General features: G+C 36.4%; 26 protein-coding genes. 11 read left to right on the plus strand and 15 right to left on the minus strand.

All coding sequences use genetic code 11. The features are described 5' to 3' along the window. Nucleotides 1-230 precede the first annotated feature (230 nt). The 4 genes from DRF65_RS02020 to DRF65_RS02035 all read left to right on the plus strand — a co-directional run bounded on the left by DRF65_RS02020 (nt 231) and on the right by DRF65_RS02035 (nt 3,174). The gene (locus DRF65_RS02020) at nt 231-1,115 is read left to right on the plus strand and encodes a helix-turn-helix domain-containing protein (protein ID WP_115968440.1); all 885 of its coding nucleotides are present in this window, start codon (nt 231-233) and stop codon (nt 1,113-1,115) included. A 186-nt stretch (nt 1,116-1,301) separates the two neighbouring features. Next, complete coding sequence (locus DRF65_RS02025) at nt 1,302-1,904, plus strand: isochorismatase family protein (protein ID WP_115968442.1); 603 nt, start codon at nt 1,302-1,304, stop codon at nt 1,902-1,904. Between the two features lie 23 nt (nt 1,905-1,927). Then, nucleotides 1,928-2,671 carry a pirin family protein gene (locus tag DRF65_RS02030; RefSeq protein WP_115968444.1) on the plus strand — a complete coding sequence of 248 codons (744 nt, stop codon included), beginning with the start codon at nt 1,928-1,930 and terminating at the stop codon, nt 2,669-2,671. An 11-nt stretch (nt 2,672-2,682) separates the two neighbouring features. Continuing rightward, nucleotides 2,683-3,174 carry a cupin domain-containing protein gene (locus DRF65_RS02035; protein ID WP_115968446.1) on the plus strand — a complete coding sequence of 164 codons (492 nt, stop codon included), beginning with the start codon at nt 2,683-2,685 and terminating at the stop codon, nt 3,172-3,174. An 80-nt stretch (nt 3,175-3,254) separates the two neighbouring features. Here the strand turns inward: DRF65_RS02035 and DRF65_RS02040 are convergent, their stop codons facing one another. The 3 genes from DRF65_RS02040 to DRF65_RS02050 are packed head-to-tail and all read right to left on the minus strand — an operon-like array spanning nt 3,255 to nt 8,963. Continuing rightward, on the minus strand, nt 3,255-4,670 hold the full coding sequence (locus tag DRF65_RS02040) for an efflux transporter outer membrane subunit (RefSeq protein ID WP_115968447.1): 1,416 nt from the start codon (nt 4,668-4,670) through the stop codon (nt 3,255-3,257). Next, nucleotides 4,657-7,815: an efflux RND transporter permease subunit gene (locus DRF65_RS02045; protein ID WP_115968449.1), complete on the minus strand. Its 3,159-nt coding sequence runs from the start codon at nt 7,813-7,815 to the stop codon at nt 4,657-4,659. The genes DRF65_RS02040 and DRF65_RS02045 overlap by 14 nt, the downstream gene beginning before the upstream one ends. A 29-nt stretch (nt 7,816-7,844) precedes the next feature. After that, the gene (locus tag DRF65_RS02050; RefSeq protein WP_115968450.1) at nt 7,845-8,963 is read right to left on the minus strand and encodes an efflux RND transporter periplasmic adaptor subunit; all 1,119 of its coding nucleotides are present in this window, start codon (nt 8,961-8,963) and stop codon (nt 7,845-7,847) included. A gap of 305 nt (nt 8,964-9,268) precedes the next feature. Here DRF65_RS02050 and DRF65_RS02055 point away from each other — a divergent pair, with 305 nt between their 5' ends. Next, nucleotides 9,269-9,859 (plus strand): porin family protein, encoded by a 591-nt coding sequence (locus DRF65_RS02055; protein WP_115968452.1) that lies wholly within the window; start codon nt 9,269-9,271, stop codon nt 9,857-9,859. Between the two features lie 235 nt (nt 9,860-10,094). Here the strand turns inward: DRF65_RS02055 and DRF65_RS02060 are convergent, their stop codons facing one another. Together DRF65_RS02060 and DRF65_RS02065 are read right to left on the minus strand one after the other, a co-directional pair. Continuing rightward, entirely contained in the window at nt 10,095-10,859 is a 765-nt protein-coding gene (locus DRF65_RS02060; protein ID WP_115968453.1) for a LytR/AlgR family response regulator transcription factor, read from the minus strand. After that, nucleotides 10,856-12,139 (minus strand): sensor histidine kinase, encoded by a 1,284-nt coding sequence (locus DRF65_RS02065; RefSeq protein ID WP_228438455.1) that lies wholly within the window; start codon nt 12,137-12,139, stop codon nt 10,856-10,858. Before DRF65_RS02065 ends, DRF65_RS02060 begins: the two co-directional genes overlap by 4 nt. 64 nt (nt 12,140-12,203) lie before the next feature. On the opposite strand from DRF65_RS02065, the gene DRF65_RS02070 reads away from it, so the two are divergent. Both DRF65_RS02070 and DRF65_RS02075 read left to right on the plus strand, forming a co-directional pair. Further along, nucleotides 12,204-13,028, plus strand: a complete 825-nt coding sequence (locus DRF65_RS02070; protein WP_115968455.1) for a universal stress protein — start codon at nt 12,204-12,206, stop codon at nt 13,026-13,028. A gap of 216 nt (nt 13,029-13,244) precedes the next feature. Beyond that, nucleotides 13,245-13,727: a hypothetical protein gene (locus tag DRF65_RS02075; protein ID WP_115968456.1), complete on the plus strand. Its 483-nt coding sequence runs from the start codon at nt 13,245-13,247 to the stop codon at nt 13,725-13,727. 60 nt (nt 13,728-13,787) lie between these two features. Here the strand turns inward: DRF65_RS02075 and DRF65_RS02080 are convergent, their stop codons facing one another. The 8 genes from DRF65_RS02080 to DRF65_RS02115 form a co-directional block, all read right to left on the minus strand. Next, on the minus strand, nt 13,788-14,657 hold the full coding sequence (locus tag DRF65_RS02080) for an ATP-grasp domain-containing protein (RefSeq protein ID WP_115968458.1): 870 nt from the start codon (nt 14,655-14,657) through the stop codon (nt 13,788-13,790). Nucleotides 14,658-14,806: 149 nt separating this feature from the next. Next, entirely contained in the window at nt 14,807-15,121 is a 315-nt protein-coding gene (locus DRF65_RS02085) for a hypothetical protein (protein WP_115968459.1), read from the minus strand. 124 nt (nt 15,122-15,245) lie between these two features. Continuing rightward, on the minus strand, nt 15,246-15,779 hold the full coding sequence (locus DRF65_RS02090; RefSeq protein WP_115968461.1) for a hypothetical protein: 534 nt from the start codon (nt 15,777-15,779) through the stop codon (nt 15,246-15,248). 113 nt (nt 15,780-15,892) lie between these two features. Beyond that, nucleotides 15,893-16,213, minus strand: coding sequence for a hypothetical protein (locus tag DRF65_RS02095; protein WP_123947258.1), 321 nt, complete (start codon nt 16,211-16,213; stop codon nt 15,893-15,895). A gap of 140 nt (nt 16,214-16,353) precedes the next feature. Then, on the minus strand, nt 16,354-16,611 hold the full coding sequence (locus tag DRF65_RS02100; RefSeq protein ID WP_115968464.1) for a hypothetical protein: 258 nt from the start codon (nt 16,609-16,611) through the stop codon (nt 16,354-16,356). A gap of 107 nt (nt 16,612-16,718) precedes the next feature. Continuing rightward, nucleotides 16,719-17,096 (minus strand): hypothetical protein, encoded by a 378-nt coding sequence (locus DRF65_RS02105; RefSeq protein ID WP_115968466.1) that lies wholly within the window; start codon nt 17,094-17,096, stop codon nt 16,719-16,721. A gap of 39 nt (nt 17,097-17,135) precedes the next feature. Next, nucleotides 17,136-17,420: a hypothetical protein gene (locus tag DRF65_RS02110; RefSeq protein ID WP_115968468.1), complete on the minus strand. Its 285-nt coding sequence runs from the start codon at nt 17,418-17,420 to the stop codon at nt 17,136-17,138. 178 nt (nt 17,421-17,598) lie between these two features. Further along, nucleotides 17,599-18,036, minus strand: a complete 438-nt coding sequence (locus DRF65_RS02115) for a hypothetical protein (protein WP_115968470.1) — start codon at nt 18,034-18,036, stop codon at nt 17,599-17,601. A 193-nt stretch (nt 18,037-18,229) separates the two neighbouring features. Between DRF65_RS02115 and DRF65_RS02120 the strand changes: the two genes are divergently transcribed. From DRF65_RS02120 to DRF65_RS02135, 4 genes are read left to right on the plus strand one after another with little or no spacing between them, the layout of a single operon-like run. Beyond that, nucleotides 18,230-18,739: a hypothetical protein gene (locus DRF65_RS02120; protein WP_115968472.1), complete on the plus strand. Its 510-nt coding sequence runs from the start codon at nt 18,230-18,232 to the stop codon at nt 18,737-18,739. Continuing rightward, nucleotides 18,736-19,083 carry a tRNA-binding protein gene (locus tag DRF65_RS02125; RefSeq protein ID WP_115968474.1) on the plus strand — a complete coding sequence of 116 codons (348 nt, stop codon included), beginning with the start codon at nt 18,736-18,738 and terminating at the stop codon, nt 19,081-19,083. The genes DRF65_RS02120 and DRF65_RS02125 overlap by 4 nt, the downstream gene beginning before the upstream one ends. A gap of 15 nt (nt 19,084-19,098) precedes the next feature. Continuing rightward, on the plus strand, nt 19,099-19,800 hold the full coding sequence (locus DRF65_RS02130; RefSeq protein ID WP_115968477.1) for a 3'-5' exonuclease: 702 nt from the start codon (nt 19,099-19,101) through the stop codon (nt 19,798-19,800). A gap of 3 nt (nt 19,801-19,803) precedes the next feature. Then, the gene (locus tag DRF65_RS02135) at nt 19,804-20,130 is read left to right on the plus strand and encodes an SUF system Fe-S cluster assembly protein (RefSeq protein ID WP_109621030.1); all 327 of its coding nucleotides are present in this window, start codon (nt 19,804-19,806) and stop codon (nt 20,128-20,130) included. A gap of 274 nt (nt 20,131-20,404) precedes the next feature. On the opposite strand, the gene DRF65_RS02140 is transcribed toward DRF65_RS02135, so the two are convergent. Both DRF65_RS02140 and DRF65_RS02145 read right to left on the minus strand, forming a co-directional pair. Then, nucleotides 20,405-21,241: a sulfurtransferase gene (locus tag DRF65_RS02140; RefSeq protein ID WP_115968480.1), complete on the minus strand. Its 837-nt coding sequence runs from the start codon at nt 21,239-21,241 to the stop codon at nt 20,405-20,407. A 186-nt stretch (nt 21,242-21,427) separates the two neighbouring features. Further along, nucleotides 21,428-22,276 (minus strand): hydroxymethylglutaryl-CoA lyase, encoded by an 849-nt coding sequence (locus DRF65_RS02145; protein WP_115968482.1) that lies wholly within the window; start codon nt 22,274-22,276, stop codon nt 21,428-21,430. Nucleotides 22,277-22,323: the final 47 nt, after the last annotated feature.

Genomic DNA, 22,323 nt, shown 5'->3' on the forward strand with positions numbered 1-22,323 from the left:
ATAAATCTCCTTTTCCGGAAATCTTGCATGCTTTTTTCAAAAAAAACAAACATTTTTCATAACTAATTGATTTAGTGATTTAAAAATTCAATTCAAATAAATGTTTTTTCTATAAAAAAATGATGATTGTTCGGAAATTCATATTTTTAAGTCGTTCAAATAACAATCATTTTTAACCTAAAATTTGTATCTTTAATATCATCAGATCTTTCTTCTAAGATGTTTAGTTTATGGAAAGTATTAAACAAGTTTCTCTACAGAATTTAACCGATAATTTCAAAGACCTTACTCTTCAGGAAGGGTATATACATGTCCCGGATTTCAGAATTTCAGAAAGTCTTACTGAGCCCTACCGTTCCAATTATTATTGTATAGGATTTTTAAAAGAGGGAGAACTTGTGATTCACAGCAACCTCATCCGTCATGAGGTAAAATCCCCTGCAATAGTGTTTGCGGACCCGGTTTCCATCAAAAACTGGGAAATGCCGGAACTTCCCTACAAAGCAGAAAGTATTCTGATTTCTGAAGACTTCTTACAGGAAAAGATCATCGAAAATAATATTCTTAAGGGATTTTCGGATCTGTCTGGAAACGGAACTTTTATTGTTCAACTCAGGAAAAAAGAGGCTGGGCATATCAAATCTATATTCAAAATAATAAGCTCCTATACGCCACCCAGATCTGTTTTCCATAAAGAGATTGTACATGGTGCGGTGTATTCTCTGGTTAATATTACGGCTAGCATCCGTACTGAACAGGGAGATATCACTCCATCTACAAACAGCCTTAGTATGCAATTCAGAAAAGCAGTAACCGAGTATGCGACCCAGCAAAGAGAATTGCAGTTCTATGCAGATCTCCTGAATATTCATCCTAAATATCTCAGCCAGATTATCCGTAAAGAAACCGGACGTACCCCAGGGAAATGGATACAACACCAAATTATCTTGGAAGCCAAAATCCTGCTTCAAAAGGAAGAAATGAGTATCGGAACCATTGCAGAACATTTAAATTTTCCTGACCCGAGTACATTTGGAAAATATTTTAAAAAATATTCAGAAACGAATCCCACTGAATACCGTAATTACATTCAGGGAATCCAACAGTATGTTTAAAATAATAATAATTTAAAGCAAGTCTAATATTACTATCTGACCAAAGTATATTACTTGCAGCCCTTTTCCACATATGATGTATCAATTAATTTAGTGTTTTACAATTTGTCGAATCAATAACCCTAAAGATAAAATTAACAATAGGATATGACTACCTAATAATTGTAAACCCTAAATTTATACACAATGAAACATTTTAGAAAAGAAGATACTGTTATGCTACTTATTGACCACCAAACAGGAACTCTGCAATGGTGTGCCAACAGACCGAAAGAAATGATCATCAGCAGAACTATAGCACTGGCAAGAATTGCAAAAGCACTGAATATTCCCGTAGTCTTAACGAGCAGCCAGGAAGATCGTACCCAAGGAATGCTTATTCCGGAGCTCAAAGAGATTTTACCTGATGAATATGCTCAAAGGGTAAAGCGTGAAGGAATAACCAATGCATGGAAGGATGAAAACTTCAAAAAAGCAGTCCTGGAAGCAGCCGGAGACCGAAAAAATGTAATTATGGCCGGACTTACCCATGATGTATGCATTGTATATCCTTCCCGATCTATGATAGAAGAAGGTTTTGATGTACAGGTCGTGATAGATGCAGGAGGCTCTCCTACTCAGATTGCAGATGATGTGGCTCAGCAGACATGGGAAAAAGCAGGTGTACGTACCACTACTATCAACCAACTTGTAGCTGATATGATTGACAGCTGGGCAACGGAAGATGGAGAAAAGACAGTACAGATCGTATTTGAAGAAGTGATCTCCAAAACCGGACAGTTTGTTTAACTTCCTTATTAAAAATAAAGAACATGTTGAAAAAAATAGATAATTCTAAAAAAATGGGCAATGCTCATATCTCAATTCTATATCCCGGATTAGACCTTACAGACAATGACACAGGATATTACAGCATCGGACGTATTGATCAGGCTCATATTCATGGAGGAGCGGTTATCAAAATGCACCCCCATATCAACGATGATATTCTTTCCTACTTCAGAACAGGTAAAGTAAAGCATACAGACTCGGAAGGTTTTACTGAATTCATCACGCCTAACCGTTTGATGCTGATGAAGGCCGGCCAGCTTTTCTACCACGAAGAGGCTATATTGGACGAGCAGGAAGGGCTTCAGATATTTATCCGTCCGGGAGAAAAAGATGCTAAGCCGGAAGTTATTTTTCAGGAGCTGGATAAGGTTCACAGCATGAATCAATGGAGGCTGATTGCTTCACCCGACGCTTCCAAAACCAAGCTTCAGCTAAGCAGCAATACCTGGATATATGATATGCAGATTACTCCAGGACAGGATTTTTCACTTCCTGAAACATTCGGAGAAGACTTTGGTGCTCTTTTGTATGTTTTTCAGGGTAGTTTAAAAGTGAATGATACTATTAGTCTAAGCAAAGGTGAAAGTGTATTTGTGAAAGGAGAATCTATCCGTTTTAATACTCAAGATAAAGCAGAGCTTGTCCTCTTTGTTACAGATACCCACTCTCCTTATTATGATGGCGGTATGTACAGTGGTAATCAAATCAATAATATATCTCACTAAAAGATTATCTTATGAAAAGTAATATCAGTATTGTCAGTCATGATCAGGGACAAACCCTTGGCGTGGCAGGTGGAAATTACCGGATCGTAGTTTCAGGGGAAACAACCAATAATGCCTATGCTGTTATAGAAATGCTGGTTTCTCCGGGTGGCGGACCTCCACCTCATGCCCATCCTGCCACTCAGGAAATGTTTTACCTTATGGAGGGCGAACTGGAGTTTAAAACAGAAGCTGGAAAAACAACTTTGAAGGAAGGTGGTTTCGTGAATATCCCACTGAATGGCTCTGTTCATTGTTTTAAAAATGTTTCGGATAGCTATGCCCGTATGTTATGTACCGTGGTTCCGGCAGGGCTTGAACAGGTATTCAGAGAGATAGGAACTCCGGCAAAACCGGGAGAGTTTTTACCTGTCCCTGAAATGACTCCGGAAAGGATCGCGCTATTAAAAGAAATCGACAGAAAATTCGGGCAGACTACTTATCCTCACAATTATTTAGACTAACTTTCGGTTTTACCTTCAATCAATAAAAAATGCAGCCGTATGATACAGCTGCATTTTTTCTATCATTTACCTTCTACCTTCTATTCTGTTCCACCGCCCAAGGCGCGGTAAAGGTCTACCTCGGCCTTTAATCTTTCCAGTGTTACATTAATAGCTTCCAGGTCATTCTGAAGTTTATTATTCTGAGCTGTAATCACTTCAAGATAGGTTGCCATTCCGCTTTTGTACAGTTTTAAAGCATCACCAATTCCTTTATCTAAAATGGCTGTTCTCTGTTCCAAGAGCTGCAGTCTTTCCGAGGTTCCCTGATTTTTTGCCATAGCATCAGAAACTTCTCCTACAGCCGTCATTACAGACTGTTTAAAGTTGATCGCCGCTTTTTCCTGTTCAATCAATGCCGTCTCATAAGCGGTTTTCAATTGTTTTTTTTGGAAAAGTGGGGCTGCCAGGTTAGCAGCAACAGCTTTTGTAATAGAACCCGGAATATCAAACCATGAGCTGAAATTATTAGAATTAACTCCAATCTGCGGGCTCAGACTGATACTGGGATACATTGCAGCTTTAGCCAATCCTGTTTTTGAATTCAGGCTGATGACGTTGAATTCTGCCATTTTCAGATCGGGTCTTCGGCTCAATAATTGTGCAGGAAGTCCTTCTGACAGTTTATTTCCAGGAATCATCATTTTCAGATTTCCTGATCTTTCTATCTTATTCGGATATTCACCACAAAGAATGCTCAACGCATTTTCCTGAATGGATATATTCTGTTTAGCCAGAGGAATCAAAAGTTCAGCAGTTTTCTTCTGCGCTTCTGACTGCTGCACTGCCAGTGAATTGATCTGTCCTGCCTTAAACTGTAGATCCATCATTTTAAGGGTACTGTTGCTTAATTCAATATTCTGTTCCGCAATTTTCATCTGCTCATCCAGACTTATCAGGTTATAGTACGCCTGAGCTACCTGAACAACGATCCTGCTTTTTATGGCATTCAGATTTTCTTTCTGAGCGAAATACTCGGCAGCGGCAGACTCTTTCTGCATTTTAGCTTTTCCCCAGATATCAACTTCCCAGGTCAGTCTCAGACTGGCACTGAAATCATCCATATATTTTGTACCTACGAACTGTTCATTAAGGGATCCGTTCAGGGTATTTTTGGAAGCCCAGCTTCTATTGGCTCCTGCATTGAAATCCAGTGTGGGAAGAAGAGACAGCTTAGCCTGTTTATAAATAAGGTCCAGCTGTTCAATATTTTTTAATGCAACATTTACTTCATTATTTCTGCTTAAAGCTTTATCTATTAACCCTATCAGTTTAGGGTCTTTAAAGAACGTTTTCCATGGAAGCACTACTGTATCTCCTGTTACCTGTACGGATTCTTTATAGGTTTCCGGTACCTGAAGATCTGTTCTTGCATAGGGCTTTCCCACAGCGCAGGACACCAGTACTGATGCCATTGCGCCTGAGATAAGGAAATTCTTTATATTAAATATTCTCATTTGTCAATTGGTTTTGGATTACAGGATGCTTCTTTTTGGATGAAAATTTCTCATCCAGATATTGGAAGAACATATACAGTACAGGAATTACAAATACTCCCAGCACCACTCCACTCAGCATTCCTATGGCAGCACTCACACTGATGGATTTATTTCCTGAAGCCATTCCTCCAGTAGAGATCATCAGTGGGATCATTCCCACGATAAAGGCCAATGAGGTCATGATGATCGGACGTAATCTCGCTTTCGCTCCTTCCAATGCGGAATCCAGAATAGAAAGTCCTGATTTTCGCCTTTGGACCGCAAATTCTACGATAAGGATCGCATTCTTCGCCAGCAAACCAATAAGCATGATTAATCCTACCTGTACATAGATGTTATTATCCAACCCTATTGCTTTGATCCCCAGAAATGCTCCTACAACTCCTGTTGGGATGGAAAGCATTACCGCTAACGGAAGTATGTAGCTTTCGTATTGTGCTGCAAGCAGCAGATATACAAACAGTAAGCACAATCCAAGGATTACCACGGTCTGATTTCCTGCTGATTTTTCTTCTAAGCTTAATCCTGTCCATTCATAACTGTAGTCAGATGGAAGTTTATTCAGGGTTGGCTCAATTTTATCCATTAAGGCTCCGTTACTGATTCCCGGCTTTGGCACTACGTTAATATTCAGTGAATTATAAAGATTATATCGCTGTACGGATTCCGGACCGTATACTTTTTTCAAAGTAATCAGAGTACTGGCTGGAACCATTTCTCCTTTATTATTTTTCACAAAAATATCATTGAACGCCTGCTCATCCATTCTGAATACTCCATCAGCCTTAATATTCACCCTGTAAAACTTCCCGAATCTTGAGAAATTCTGAGACTGATCCCCTGAAAAATAAGTCTGTATAGAGTTTAATAAATTGGAAATACTTACTCCTAACTGCTTGGCTTTATCTTCGTTCACTTCCAGTTCCAGCTGTGGATAATCTGCTCTGAACATGGTATAGGCATAAGCAACTTCAGGAACCTGCATCAATTGCCCGATTATATCATCTGCTTTTGCCTTAAGAGCCTGCGGATCTCTAGCCATACGGTCCTGAAGTACAATCTCTGCGTCATTTGTCACTCCATATCCTTCTACCGGAGGCATTCTGAAGCTCATTACACTTCCTTCTTTGATTACAGACAGCTTTCCGTTTACTATATTCATGATCTCGTCGATATCCTGAACAGCTCCTCTTTCTTTTTTAGGTTTCAATTTCACAAATCCCATGGCATAGGCTGGTCCGGCACTGTTACTTAATAAGTTAAATCCTGTAATGGAAGTATTCTCCTGAACTGCGTCTACCGTTTTTAAAATGGTATTGATCTTATTGGAAACTTCTGTGGTTTTTGTTAATCCCGTTCCTGGCGGCATACTCAATGAATAAATGAAGAATCCGTCATCTTCCATTGGGACAAAACTTTTGGTAGTACTTGTCATCAACCATGCTGAAAGTCCTATAATTCCTGCTACCAATCCTGCTGCGATCCATTTACGTCCGATTAAAAATCTTACTCCTTTTGCATAACGTTCGGTCATATTATTGAAGCCTGCATTAAAAGCAACAGCGAATCTCTGTCCAAATCCTTTTTTCTTTCCACCTTCTTCTGCATGGTGATTTTTCAAAAATACAGCACATAAAGCGGGCGTTAAAGTAAGTGCGTTTACAGCAGAAATAATAATTGCAATGGCTAATGTATAAGCAAACTGTTTATAGAATAACCCTGCAGAACCTGACATAAACCCAATCGGAATAAACACAGCAGACATCACCAATGTAATGGAAATAACAGCTCCTGTAATTTCGCTCATTGCTTTGTGAGTAGCCTCTCTTCCTGAAAGATCTGTTCCTTCCATATTGCTGTGAACCGCTTCTACCACTACGATAGCGTCATCGACGACAATACCAATTGCCAGTACAAGAGCAAACAGCGTCAATACGTTAATGGTAAATCCTAATACCAAAAGGAAGAAGAAAGTACCAATAATGGCTACCGGAACCGCAATGGCCGGGATAATGGTAGATCTGAAATCCTGTAAGAAGACAAATACCACAATGAATACAAGGATAAATGCTTCTATCAGAGTAGATTTCACCTGTCCTGTTGCTTCATCCAATCTTTCCTTGGTACTCATTACCTTGGTATATTTAATCCCCGGAGGAAAAGATTTTGACAGTTGATCAATCGCTTTATTTACTCCTATTTCAATTTCATTGGCATTAGATCCTGTTGTCTGCATAATGGCAACGGTAACTGCATTTTTACCATTGGAAAGGTTATCTCCACTGTTATTAATGGAACCAAATTCTACACGGGCCACATCTTTAAGCCTGATCACATTGGTTCCGTCATTTTTAACAACGATGTTCTCATATTGTTCAGGCTTGTTCTTTTTCCCTTTATATCGGATTACATATTCCAATGCAGCATCTGATTCTTCTCCCAATTTACCGGGAGCAGACTCTAAACTGTGATCGGCAATAGCATTCGAAACATCGGATGGTTCTAATCCATAAGTGGCCATTTTCTGAGGATTCAGCCAAATTCTCATGGAATAGTCTTTAATTCCGAAAATCTGTGCCTGACCTACACCTTTTACCCTTTTTATCTGTGGAATAAGGTTGATATTCGCATAATTCTGAAGAAAGGTTTCATCATACTGTTTATTATCTTCGGTATAAATATTGAAAATCAACACCATACTGTTTTGCTGCTTTGAGGTCGTCAGTCCCATTCTTATCACCTCCTGAGGTAATATAGGAGTAGCCTGCTGTACTCTGTTCTGTACATTTACTGCTGCCTGATCGGCATTTACTCCCTGTTTGAATATAACCGAGATAGTAAATGTTCCGTCATTACTTGCCGTAGATTTCATATAGCTCATGTCTTCCACCCCATTGATCTGCTCTTCCAATGGTGTTACTACGGAACGGATTACCGTTTCACTGTTCCCCCCAGGATATGAACCTGAAACTGTAATGGTAGGTGGGGAAATATCCGGGAACCTGGTCACTGCCAGCTGATTTAATCCTATAATCCCTAAAATGACAATAATCAGGGATATTACTGTCGCCAGTACCGGACGGTCTATTATCTTTTTTAACATTTTCGAAATTTCTAAGAATGATTATAAAATTATTTTGAAGAAGCTACTTTAGCCACAACCAGAGCTCCATCTGTAAGAGCATCTATCCTGTTGATGGCGATTTTATCTCCCGCATTCACTCCATTCTTCACGAAGTAATCCTCTGATGTGCTTCCGGACACTTTAATCTGAGTCATTTTCACTTTATCTTTTCCTTCAAGTTTATAGACAAAGAATTTATCCTGAATATCTTTTACAGATGTTTTCGGAAGTTTAACAACTCCGTCCAGTGCATTGTGGATCATCACTCTTCCCGTTCCCCCAGATCTTAACAATTTATCAGGATTCTGAAAAACAGCCTTCATTTGGATGCTTCCCGTATTTCTGTCGAAGTTTCCGCTTGCATTTTCTAATCTTCCTTTGAAGCCATAGGTGGAACCGTCTGCTAAAATAAGCTCTACATTCTCTGCATTTCCTCCTGAAACAGCCGCTCTGCTATGCGCTATAAAGTCTGCTTCATTCATTGAGAAGTAAACATTTACGCTGCTGATGTTTGAGAGAGTCGTTAATGGTGATGCATCAGACGGGCTGATAAGATTTCCTACCCTGTTTGGAATTCTGCCTATATATCCGCTCACCGGTGCTTTGATATAGGTAAAATTAGCATTGATCTTTGAAGAACCTAATGAAGACTGAGCTTGTGCAACCTGCGCTGCTGCGGCTTTTAAATTTGCCTGCGCTGTTTTCAGCTGCATATCGGAAACTACTTTTCCTTCTACAAGAGGTCTTAATTTTTCAACTTCCAGTTTCGCTGTTTCCTGTGCTGCCAATGCAGACTTCAATGCAGCTTCATTGGTATTCACCTGTTCATTGTATACAGACGGATTAATCCTAAACAAGGTCTGCCCTTTGCTTACATATTGTCCTTCTTTGATGTATACTGCTTCCAGATATCCTGTTACCTGAGCTTTTATCTCTACATTATCCTGTCCTTCTATGCTTCCCGGGTATCCTGTTGAAACATCTTCATTCCCGGATTTCACCTGAATGAAGTCTGTAGGAAGAGCCTGCACCTGCTGAGCATTTTCCTGACTATTTCCTGAACCGCAGGAATACAGTATTGCTGCAGCCGTAAGTGAGAGTGCCAGATATCCTTTTCTGTAGTTCATAACATTTGTTTTTAAATTTTACAGCAGCAAAATAAGTTCATATAATAAGGAGATTCATCTAAAAATCAGGTGAAACGTAATTAATCGCAGGTGAAACGTATGATACCAAAAATGAAAGGAAAAGCGATTATTTCCAGTATCAGGATCGATAAAAAAGGGCTTTTTCGTTTTAATATTTCAAAAATACGGTTGGGGTTTCAATTTATACGTTTCACTTTTAAAATTCCATACTCAGGGTATTTCCCAGCCTAATTTCGCAGTATTAAAACATCAAAAAATAAGTCAGTAATTTAAATTTTTATCAAATGAAAAAGTTTTTAGCAATCACGGCGCTTGTGTTAGGATTAGGAGTACAGGCTCAAACCACAGAACCGAAAAAAGAATCAGGGATAGAACTGATTCCGAAGGCAGGAATTAACATTGCCAGCCAATCTATTAAAAATGTAAATGGTGAAAAGTCAAAAACGTCCTTCCAGGCTGGTTTGGGAGTAAATATCCAGACAGGGATAAAGAACTTTTCTATACAACCTGAGGTTAACTTTATCAGCAAGGGAACCAAGTTTAAAAACAATTATGGAAGTGAGACCTACAATTTCAACTATATAGAAGTCCCGGTATTGGCAAAATACAGCTTCGGCCCGGTATATGTGAATGCAGGTCCTTCCATTGGGTTTTTAATGGGGAAAAACGATAAAGTGAAAGCAGTATATGGTAAAACCCGATCAGTAGATTTCGGATTGCAGATGGGAGCAGGTTTAGCAATTCCTGCGGGCCCGGGGAAAGTCATTGTAGACGGCAGATATAACTTAGGATTAAGCAATATCTCTGATGAGAAAGGAGTAGATGTGAAAAACAGAGGTTTTGCAATCTCTTTGGGATATGCTATTCCTTTATAACGTTTAAATCATAGCTTTTTCTTCATATGATCCCTTCATGAGCAATTCGTGAGGGGGTTTTGTTATTATGGGGATGGAAGCTGGAAGAGGGAGGCTGGAAGTTACTATAGTGCATACAACTTCTGACAGGGATAAAAGGATTTTAAAGCCTTTCTAAAAAAACAGTAATTAAAATGATCTTCATTTGTCTTATGTTTGCAATAACTTTCCCCTTCCAGCCCCCGGCTTCCTTACTCTAATAATCCATCCAGGATTTGAAAACAGAGGCTTTTTCACGGCTTACAATCACTTCCATTTCAGGCTGCTTTCTCAGTTCCAGTTTCAGTTTTCCATTAAAATGATTAAAAATCTGCTTGACGGAATCGATGTGAATAATGAACTGTCTGTTCGCGCGGAAGAAAAACTTTGGATCCAATTGCTTTTCGAGTTCTTCGAGGGTCTGTGGGATATTTTCCACAACACCGGTATTCAGCATTGCTTTACTGATTCCCAATTCTGTATAGAAGTAGAGAATGTCTTCTGCCAAAACCGTTTTATATCCATCACGGTGAACAATAAGGAACCGTTTTCTATAATCTTTAGGCTGGAGATAATTAAGGAGCCCTTCTATCGCTGACCCCACTACAGGCACTGCTTCCATAAAGGTTTCATACCGCTTCAATGCAGCATCCAGCTCTTCTTCTTCTATCGGTTTTAAAAGGTAGTCTATGCTGTTATATTTAAAGGCCTGTACGGCATATTCATCGTAAGCAGTGGTAAAGATTACGGCACTTTTAATTTCATGCTTATTAAAAATTTCAAAGCTTAGGCCATCGGCCAGGCGGATATCCATCATAATGATATCCGGAACGACATTGTTTTCCAGCCAATTGACTGTAGAGGTTATTGAATCTTCTACAGACAGGATCTCAATGTGCGGTCTTAACTTTAGCAACAGCCTTTTTAAGCGGTCTGCATTGGGTCTTTCATCCTCAACTATTAAAATTTTATTAATCTTCATATCAATGGAAGTTTTACAATAAATTTATCTTCTGTTTGTTCTATAATTGGTTTTGTGTAGCCCAGGATCTCATATCTTGCAATAATATTGGTAAGCCCTACTCCTGAAGAATCCGGTTTATTGAGCAATGGTAAAAAATTATTTGCCACTACCAATTCTTTTTCGGGGTTTGTATAGACATGAATTTTTAATGGGTTTGCCTTTGAGGTCTGGTTATGCTTGATGGCATTTTCAACCAATAGCTGCAGGGATAACGGAAGGGTATACATGGATCTGTATTCTTCCTGAATATCAATTTTAAATATTACTCCTTCCCCGATCCTTTTTTCAATCAGGAAAATATAAGAGTCTAAAAACTTCAACTCTTCTTCTACGGCAATGATATCTTTCTTGGAATTCACCAGCAAATACCGATATACCCGCGCAAATTTTTCCGAATATTCATACCCTAGCTGCTGGTCTTCCAGAATAAGCTCAGAAAGTACACTAAGATTATTAAAGATAAAATGTGGATCTATCTGTAGTTTAAGGGCCTGAAGTTCAGCTACCATCGCAGCCTGTTTATGTTTGGAAGCTCTAAGCTTGTGCTGGGCAGCTTCTACAGCCGTTCTTTTCCAGTTTTGAAGTAAATAATCTACTGTATTAAAACCGCTTATAATAAGCGAAATCACAATATTAGTGGCTACCCACTGTCCTAAAAGAGTATATTCCTTTCTGGAATCCATTTCAGGCAGATTATCTGAAGTACAATCTACAATGGCATTAATAATCATCACAATCAGTACGCTTCCTAAAACCTGAAGAAGCCCCTGTATCAATAATCTCTTGACTGTTCTGTCCTTCCACGGAAGCAGTTTATTAAGAGTCAGATCAATAAATATACTGACCTCCGAAATAATGATGGAAAAGAAAAAAATCCAAAGAGCGTCCTCAATAATCATTTTTAACGGGGTCTCCAGATATCCCCGCCAAACCGGATCAAAAGGGTCAATAAGATACGAAAAGCCACAGAAAGCAACTACAGCTACTGCCCAAATCACAAATCTCCTTTTCATGGTGGAAAGGATCTTTTTACTCCGTACTAAATTTTTTCTGATACTAGAAATCCTGTTCATATCCGGGATTTTGTGAATGTAAATATAGAAATAGATTTCAGAAGAGTCTCCTCTGTTTTTAACGAGACCGCCAAAACTGTACCTGAAACGTAAAATAGACCCGTTCAAATGATGATAACGTTTCATCACCTGAAAAATACATTTCACCATCATTTTATGCAACATCACCCTATTTTTAATAAAAGACTACCAACCTCCACCCTAGTTTTGCAATATCAAAATCGGTACAATGAAAACAATAATTGTCTGCACAGATTTTTCCCGGGAAGCTGAAAATGCAATTCATTACGCGGCATCCATGGCTAAACAAAACCAATATAATATTGTTTTGTTCAATCTTCAAAGCATTTCCATTCATGCGCTGAATGCTCAGGCCTCAGCTGATTTCTTCTATGAACAGACGCTAAAGAACCAGAAGAAACTTACCGATAAGGCCAATGCAATCGGCACACTTTACACCATCAAAACAGAATATTATCTGGCTTCTGGGAATTTTATTGAGGAACTTAATAAATGTATAGAGTCTGTCAATTGTAATTTTATTGTCATGGGTATGACTGAAAAGACGCTTGAACAAAGGCTGTTGGGAAATACAGTAACTAAAGCTATTCACAGGATCAAAAAGCCTATACTGATTATTCCGGGACATATAGAATATACAGGGATCCGAAAAATTCTTTTTGCGTATGACACCCACAAATCTATCACCTGGTCAGCAATGAACGACATTTATTATTTCATTAATGAGTTTGATTCGGAGATTGAGGTGTTTAATGTAAGTGAAAGGCTGGAAGATTTTGAGGAGGTTATTCATGATATTGATCTGAATTCCGGCTATGATCTTGATGATATTAAATACAGCTTTAAGATGATACAATCCATTGAAATTATCAAAGCTATTGAAGAGGAAGTAAAGCTGACCAGTTCTGATCTGCTGACCATGGTTCCCTACAGATACAATCTCGTAGAATCTCTTTTTCACCGAAGCAAGACAGCCATCATGGCATATAAAAATAAAGTTCCATTACTATCAATCCCCCTAAACATAGATTAAGGCTCAATCAATAAAAATCAACATTTGAATTATCCTTTTTTGCCTTTTTAAGGGTTAAATTTTACACTTAATCTTGTTTAACCGGACCGGAGAAAAATTCCGGTCCGGTTTTTATTTGCATCCTATATCCACTGAAAACCAAACAAAAAGATTAAAAATTTCCGATTTTATTCTGATATAAATTGTACTTTTATATAAGCACCAAAATAAGTTATTATGAAACCTATTCTTTTTCATTACCGATGGTATATGATCTGTTTATTATTTTTTGGATATATCCTGTCATCTGCTCAGATATCCAACAACAGCCAGGAAGGAAATCCGATTCAATGTACACAAAAGCTCAGATTGATATCAGATAAGATGGTCTTTACAAAAAATCGTCAGGAAAAACCGGTTAAATTGGAAATTACTATTGATCCGATAAACTCTATCATAAAGACCGTGTTACAGGAACCCACTCAGAAACAGCCATCTGAACAGATTTATAAGATTAAAAATATCAACTGTACAGTGAATGATAATTTTACATCTGGAAGAGTCATTTATTCAGTAGAAAGTAATAATTCTGACGGGTCCTTCTCAGGTGGTGAATTTCTTTTGGAGGCTACAAAACGAGGACTGTCTTTCTCCAATACGATTGATTCCCCTCAGAATAAAGCTATTATTCCAGTTTCAAAATACGAGATTATAAAATAACCCTGATAAAAAAAGTCTTCTACGCTGTCAACGTAGAAGACCACCTTAATAAAATAATTATCAGGAAATCAAAGTCATTAATGCCTGATAATAATTTTCTTGTAATTCATTGTTGCCATTAAGAAACAAATAAGGCTCAATAAGCTCCAGTTCCATTAAGTGAAATGAATTATTGATCAATACCCCATCTACTCTTGCATACAGTGTAGATTGAGGTAAGTTTTTTAAGTAAACACTTGCCTGTTCTATATACATAGGATCCGGAGTTGGATAGCTGATGCTTCCACCATGATAATGCTGCACCCTGAAATCCCCCTGTTTAGGAGTTTTTAAGGAACAGTGGCTGTATTTTCCGTCGAAAAACAGAAATGACCATTCTCCGTTTTTTATTTCCTCTACAAAAGGCTGCACCATATAATCCTGCTCTTTCAGAAATTGGTCTATTTCTTTAGAGCGTTCATCGAAATTATCCCTGCTGATTGTTACTGTATTCTGTGCACCTGCACTCACACAAGGTTTCACCACTAATTTTTCTGCATTAAAAAGATCAAAAAAGTGGGTATTAAAGGAAGATCCTTTTTCCAGATATTCTGCTGCAATAACCGGAAGCTGCTTATCGGCAATATCTTTCAAATAATGTTTATCCGAATTCCATTTGATGATTTCCACAGGATTTAAAACTTTAACGCCTAAGGTTTCAAGATGATCCAACCAGCTCAGAAATTCAGCCAAGTGATTATGATAATCCCATGGAGATTTGACAACGGCTACATCAAAGCTGTTCCAGTCTACATTTTTGTCATTCCAAATAGTGGGAACAACATCCAATCCTTTATCTTTTAAAAAGTTGATTAATTCTTTATCCTCATCATTGGCTACTCCTACCGAAAATCGATCTTCTTTTTTAAAGCCTACCAGTGTAATCTTCATGTTTCTGTTATTATGCGTTTTTCTTTGGGTAAAGTTGCGAAGAACTTATGGATGAATACAGATACAGTTTTTTTATTTGATTTGGATACAGTCGTTTTTTTCCGCGCATGTAGGAATCTTTTGTGAATGCTTAGTATAAATTGTATAGATTACTGGTAGTTAAATCTATCTTCATCTGGATACCAATAACGATCTAGAGTTCTGTATAACGTCTTCCTTTCATAAGCCTTTATATAGTCTTCTAATATTCCCGCTGTTCCAAAAGTGATAACTCTACCAGTTTCTTTCTCTACTAAAAAAGGTACATTTCCACCCAATGAATACTTAAATTCTCCCATTAAAATAAATATTATCATAGGACTTTTAATAGTATCATCCGAATATATTATTGCCTCAATGCTCCCTTCTCCTATTTTTTGTAAATAACGCTCTGCTATTTGCTGCATTTTTTTATCTGTTAGCATAATAATTTTCTGCTAATGCATCCTCTTTCTTATCTTTTTTTTTCCAGGATCATATATACTTTATTTGAATTAAGTACATATATGATTGAAAATAAAAAAACCACCAATAAGGTGGTTAAAATTATTAATGAAATTTTTTTGATACTTTCATGTTTGCTCCAAGTTTAAAAAAAGTAGGAGTAGCTTCAATATATTCCATTCCACTATCAGAATCTAGTATATACTTATCTCCATTTTTTGAATATTTTTTTTCCATCAAAGACTCCTCAATAATATGACTAATCTGAGTAAAAGGAATTATTATATCAAATTCAAGTGATTCGAAGTGATCATCTTCATTATATCTAAACTTAAGTGATTTTAAATCATCTCTATATTGAAATTTTTTAACATACAATATTTCATTTAATTGTTTTTCTTTTTGTATTGTTTCTGAAATAAGGGCTCCCAAAAGAGCACCATTAGCATACTTATCTTTAAAAATAGTAATGATTACCCCAATAAAATCTTTCAAACTACAATCTTTTAAAAACAATTCTATTTCTGTCTTTTCTTTTTCAAACTTCATAAATTCATTGACACTCTCAATGGGATCATCTATCATCTTCATAGCTTCGACATAATAGAATGCTCCAAAATCTAAATTTTCTATTTTCATAACCCATTAATTATACACTTAAGATAGAAGTCCATTAATATTATCTCCTTAAATTCTGACTTTTGTTTTTTAAAGTTTTCGGAATATTAAATGATAAACAATCGAAATGGTCTTTAATTATTGCTTCTATTTCCTAAGAAATAATTTCCATCTTTATCAGTATCAATACAAAGTTCTTCAGGAAAGATTAATACGGATAATGGCTTTCCATCTTCATCATTTATAGCTATTATATAGTTTCCATACATTTCATTAGAGGAAAATCCTTTTGAATAGTCATACCAGCCACTCCAATAATCCATATTGAATCTATTATCTTTGTCTTCTTTCTTCCAAAAATTCAATTTTATAGGACACTGGTTGTTATGGTCTAATTTTAAATCTTTATAGACCTTAGCTATAGCTTCTTTTATTTTATTTTCTGTTTGTTTCATAATTGTTCCTGAATATTTTACAATAAATAAAAACAGCATGATTTCTTCCAGCTGGAAAATAATAAAACAGCAGTAAAACTACTACTGTTTTGTATATTTGTTAAAGCCTTTGTAAGATTACACTCTATAAAGCAATAAGATTACTTATAATCGAACCTATCCTCATCTGCATACCAGTAAAGATCTAAACTAGGTGTCATAGTACCATTTTCATAAGATAGTATGTAATCCTCTAATCTAGCTGCTGTTCCAAAAGTAACTACCCTGTCTGATTTTTTTTCTACTGAAAAAGGAGCATTACCTATCAATGATTTATTGAAATCTCCTGTCAATAGGTATTCCTTAGAATTATAATAGTAAATACTACCATAAGGTTTCACAATAATATTATCTGTCATTATGGCTACTGCCTCCTTGTTCTCCTCGTTTTTTTAAATAACGTTCTGCTATGGTTAGCATTTCTTATCTTTTAACATAAATAAGGTAATTTCTATTTATAATACTATTATATAAATTTATCAATCCTGTTTTTCTTAACAATCCCATTCTCTCTTATTTCATACACAATATCACCCTGAAAACCGAAAAAATAATCTTCATCTGGATATACATCATTAGTGATTTTATGAATAATTTCTTCCAGTAGTTTTTTCCAGGATTGTGGATCAGCATCTTTCTGTAAAAGATCAAATGATATTTGAGAAGAATTGTCTAAGTCAACATCCAAATATTCATCTTGAAATTTTCCTCCTTCATAACCGTACTCTGTTGAATATAAATTAGAGATTAATAATACCGTATTTTTATACTCATGAATAAGTTGAATAAGTTCTGGCTTTTGTTCTAATTTGTTTCGAAATTTTAAATGATATGTAATTGACATAATTTTTAATTATCAATGAAGTTAAAAATAAATTCATAATTAATCTACATACCTTTTAAAATGTTCATGTGGTGTCTTTGATTGAGAATCATAAAAGAATAATATGTCATCTTTTGATTCAATTAACTTTTTATAAAAATTATAAAATGAGAAAAATTCTTCATATTTATTATTGCTCATTTTAACAGTATTAAAAATACTTTCTATACTATTGAAAGACAAAGATTGTTTTAATTCAAAAAATTCTTGCAACCATTTTTCTAAAAAATCTTTGAATTTTTCTAAAAAAAACTCCCTATTCACATTAAAATCAACATTACTCATCAAGAGTAAATATAATTTTTCATCATTATTTTTTAGATAAAAAAGAAAATCTTTAAATTTTAAGTCAAAATTGTTACAAACAGTGATTCTTTTATTATTGTATGTATATAGTTTTTTCAGTTTTAAGGTTTTTTAAATTCTAATTCAATCCAATATATTTCAGCAGGTCTATTACCTCCTAGATCAAAAAAACATCCCAATCACCAACAGATACTTTTGTAAAGCCATTTTTCTTAACTATTCTTCCTGTGGGTGTATTAAGTACTGCCATCTCTAGGTAATTTATTCCCAAGATAGTCAATTGAAACGACTTTAAATTAGTTGAAATCCCTCCTTCATATTTAGCTGCTGACAGCCATCTTGCCTGAATTCCCTTGTTTATCAAAAAAAGAAATAGCCTCTTCAATAATTTCAGCACCAAGTTTTTGTCTCTGAAAGTTTCCAGGAATATCAAAAGAAAGATAACCACCGTTTGAAATACCAGCACTTCCAACCTCAACATTCTCATAGAAATATTTTCATATTTTATTTTGAATCTACTTTTGTTAAGTTTACTTGTGTTCATCCAATTCCTTCTCTGCATCATCAAAAATCGCTCTAGTTTCTTTTTCAGCATTTCTTTCTGCCAGTTTTTTAGAAAAGTTATCAGACTATTTTCTTAATGATTCATAATAGTCCTCTAAGATGCTACCCGGAAGCGACAGAAGTTGACGTATAAAAACTTTTTTACTCTTATATCCTAAACCTTTGATATAAACAACCTTGGGTTTCTCAATATTTTAATACATTTGTTATCAAACATACTTCAAATGAATTTCGAGCAGGTTAATCTACACCTTGAAGCCTATAAAGAACATAATCAGATTCTGGATGCCGCGAAATACCTGATCCATTCTTTTGATCTGGAACATGACAATTTTGCAGGGTTTGGATTCAGGGAAGAACTCTCTCCTACTTCGATGCTTCTTACTGCGGAAGGAGAACTCGGAGGGCCTCAAACCGTGATGATTCCTAGAAATTTATTTGATTTTGACCTGAACCTCGTCCTGAATATGGTAGCCCACGAAATGCTTCATGTAAGGCAAAAGGCTCCGGGACAGGTGATTGAGGATAAAAATGAAAGAGAGTTTCAGGCGTATTATGAAATGCTTTTTCATAAAGTTTTTCCACAGGTTCCTGAAGTTTCGGACTTTCATAAAAAATTCTTCGGCGGAAAAGCTTTGGAATATTATAAAAGGATGGGTGAAGGTTCGGAATTACAACAAAAATATGCAGAACAGAAAACAGAAGTAGAACATTTAATTAACACATTACCATGAACGTAAAACCAGACATAACCTGGGCAGATTTTGAAAAAATAGACATCAGATGCGGAACCATTCTTTCAGTACATGATTTTGAAAAAGCCAGAAATCCTTCATATCAGTTGGAAATCGACTTTGGTGATCTGGGAATAAGAAAATCATCTGCACAAATCACTTCTCTTTATCAGAAAGAAGAATTGATAGGAAAACAGATTTTAGCAGTGGTTAATTTCCCTAAAAAACAGATTGCTAACTTCTTCAGTGAATGTTTAGTGTTAGGATTATATGGGGAAGATAAAAACGATGTCACTCTTTTAGCTCCTTCATTACCCACCAAAAACGGAATGCAGGTAGGATAGCAAATAAAAAACACGATGATACAGAACATACCATTAGAAAAGGTCTTATTCCTTGATATTGAAACCGTTCCACAGGCAGGCTCCTGGGAAGATTTGTCTGAAACCGACCAGCATCTTTGGGATAAAAAGACAAAATTCCAGAGAAAAGAAGACATTTCTGCCGCTGAATTTTATGACAGAGCCGGAATCATGGCTGAATTCGGAAAGATCATCTGCATTACCATCGGAATGGTGGAAAAGAATGAAACCTTAAAGATCAAAAGCTTCTCCGGACATAATGAAAAAAAGATGCTTCAGGAATTTGGAGAGCTCTTCAACAGTCCAAGACTTTATAATGTGATTCTCTGTGCCCACAACGGGAAAGAATTCGATTTTCCATGGATTGCACGAAGATATCTCATCAACGGAATGCAGCCTCCCGCTCCCTTTCAGATGTTTGGAAAAAAGCCCTGGGAGATTCCTCATATAGATACTATGGAACTGTGGAAGTTCGGGGATTATAAAAGTTTTGTATCACTGGAATTACTGGCTCATGTCTTTGGTATTCCTACTCCAAAGGATGATATCGACGGCTCAATGGTTTCATCAATTTACTACATAGAAAAAGACTTGCAGCGAATTGTTGACTATTGTGAAAAAGATGTCTTAACTTTGGCAAATATTTTCCGACGTATGCGTCAGGAAGATTTGTTGAAAAGGAATATCAATCTAGATTAAAAAATGAAATTTACAGACGATCAAATTGCAGACATTGGTGAAGAAATCATCAGCATGCTGAAAACCGTATATGACCCCGAAATTCCGGTAGATATTTACGAATTAGGGCTAATTTATGATGTACAGATCTCCGATGATGCTGACGTAAAAATTATAATGACCCTTACTACTCCTAACTGCCCGGTAGCCGAAACCCTTCCCCAAGAAGTAAAAGACAAGGTAGCTGAGGTAGAAAATGTAAAAAGTGTAGATTTAGAACTTACCTTCGAACCGAGCTGGAATAAGGATATGATGAGCGAAGAAGCGAAGTTTGAATTGGGAATGCTTTAAATCTCAAGCATTTCTGTACAGATAATTTTATAGTACAACGACTCAGCAAACATGATTAAAAAAATCGGGGCCATACTCCTTGCTTTTTTAGGGGTATATATGCTTTATTTAGGATCCAAAATGCAGACTCAGCCTCCTTTTATTACAGGAATAGGGTTTATAATTATCGCTTTACTGCAGCTGAATAAAAAGTAATATAAGAATTGAAAATATAAAAAGGATGTCATTATTGGCATCCTTTTCTGTATCGTTGAAACCCAATTCAGGATTATTTTTAAGCTTCTTTTGCAATTTCTTTTCCTTCTCTCCTGCTCCATTCACTCCATGAACCAACATAAAGATTCGGAGTCTTAAAACCTGCATGAGCTAGTGCTAAAATAGTATGACAGGCTGTGACTCCAGAACCACAGTGAATAATCAGGTTTTCAGGTTTATCTTTTAATAATTGATTGTATTTTTCCTTTAGAATTTCAGAACTCAGGAAAAATCCGTTTTCATCCAGATTTTCAGAAAAAGGAATATTGATGGCTCCCGGAATGTGTCCTGCCACCAGATCAATAGGTTCAGACTCTCCTCTGTATCTGTAGGCATCCCTTACGTCAACAACTGTAGAAGAATTGCTTTTCAATTCATTTTCAACATCTTCAAGGGTTGAAATTGGAAGAGCCCATTTTTCTTTGTCAATAAGTTCTGTCTTTTCAAATATCTCTTCACCTGCTGAAAACTCTAAATTATTTTTTTCAGCAGCCTGCATTCCACCATCCAACACCTGTACATTTTCCAATCCAAAAGATCTCAGCATCCACCAGGCTCTGGCAGCCGCATTTGAACCATTTTTATCGTCATAGACAACAATATGGGTATTTTCAGCAATCCCAAGATTGGAAAGTGTTTCTGCAAATTTTCCCGGAGTTGGAAGCGGATGTCTTCCTCCAAAAGCAGCATCTTCACCTATATCCGCCAGATCTTTATCCAGATCAATGAATCTTGCACCTTTGATATGCTTTTTAAGATAGTTTTGCTTTATATCTTTCCCTATTCTTGCATCAAGAATGATAAGGTTACCTGTTGGAAGGCTCTTTAATTCAGAAGGTGAAACTATTGGAGACATTTTGTTAAATTTTAGGTTATTCTAATTAGTTTTTGGCTAAAGCCAATGGATTGATGGATATAGTAAAGCGGACTAAAGTCCGCTCCTATTTATATTTTTTAATTTCACGCAGATCACACGGATTTCGTAGATTCTAATTTTCTAGTGTCTTATCTGCGTAGAGTTTGTGAAAGATTTTAAATCATTTTAAAAATGAAAAATATCCTTAGCTTTATTGTAAGAACTTTCAAAGTTTAAAAGATTCAGCTTGTGGTCTGTTTTTTCAACACTCATAAAGTTGATGACCTGCTCAGTAGGCATATTTCCCACTAAATCATCTTTTGCCATAGGACATCCGCCAATTCCTTTGATGGCACTATCAAATCTTCTGCATCCCTGATCATAAGCTGCTTTTAGTTTTGAATAAGATTCTTCATAGCGGTTATGGAAATGTCCCCCGAAGTTGATTTCAGGGTATTTTGACGGAATTTTCTCAAATAAAAGGGCTATGGTTTCAGGGGTTGCCACTCCGGTTGTATCGGAAAGCAGAATATCTTTTACACCGATATCTGAAAACCTTTGTGCCCATTGGTCCACATCTTCCCATTTCCACATTTCTCCGTATGGATTTCCAAAAGCCATAGAAAAATAAATATTCAGCTGTTTTCCTTCAGTTTTTACAAGTTCAAGCATTTTAATGATCTCATCAAAAGCCTCTTCCTGACTCTTATTGGTATTCCTGTGCTGAAATGTTTCAGAAATAGAAAAAGGAAACCCAAGAATATCTACAGACTCATGTTTTAACGCTTTTTCAGCTCCTCTGTAGTTTCCGATAATAGCAGAAACTTTTGTTTGGGAGCGGGATTTATCAATATTTTCAGCTACCTCATCAGAGTCAGCCATCTGAGGAATTGCTTTGGGAGAAACAAAGCTCAGACAATCCAATACATCAAAGCCAACATCCATTAAGGAGTTGATATAATCTATTTTTTTGTCAGTAGGGATAAACTCTCCCCATCCCTGCATTGCATCTCTAGGACATTCGGTAAGAAACATTGGTACTTTCATTTTCTCAAATATAATAAAACTAAATAAGTTTAGAT

The sequence above is a fragment of the Chryseobacterium pennae genome (genome assembly GCF_003385515.1).
In the GTDB taxonomy this organism is placed as follows: Bacteria; Bacteroidota; Bacteroidia; order Flavobacteriales; family Weeksellaceae; genus Chryseobacterium; species Chryseobacterium pennae.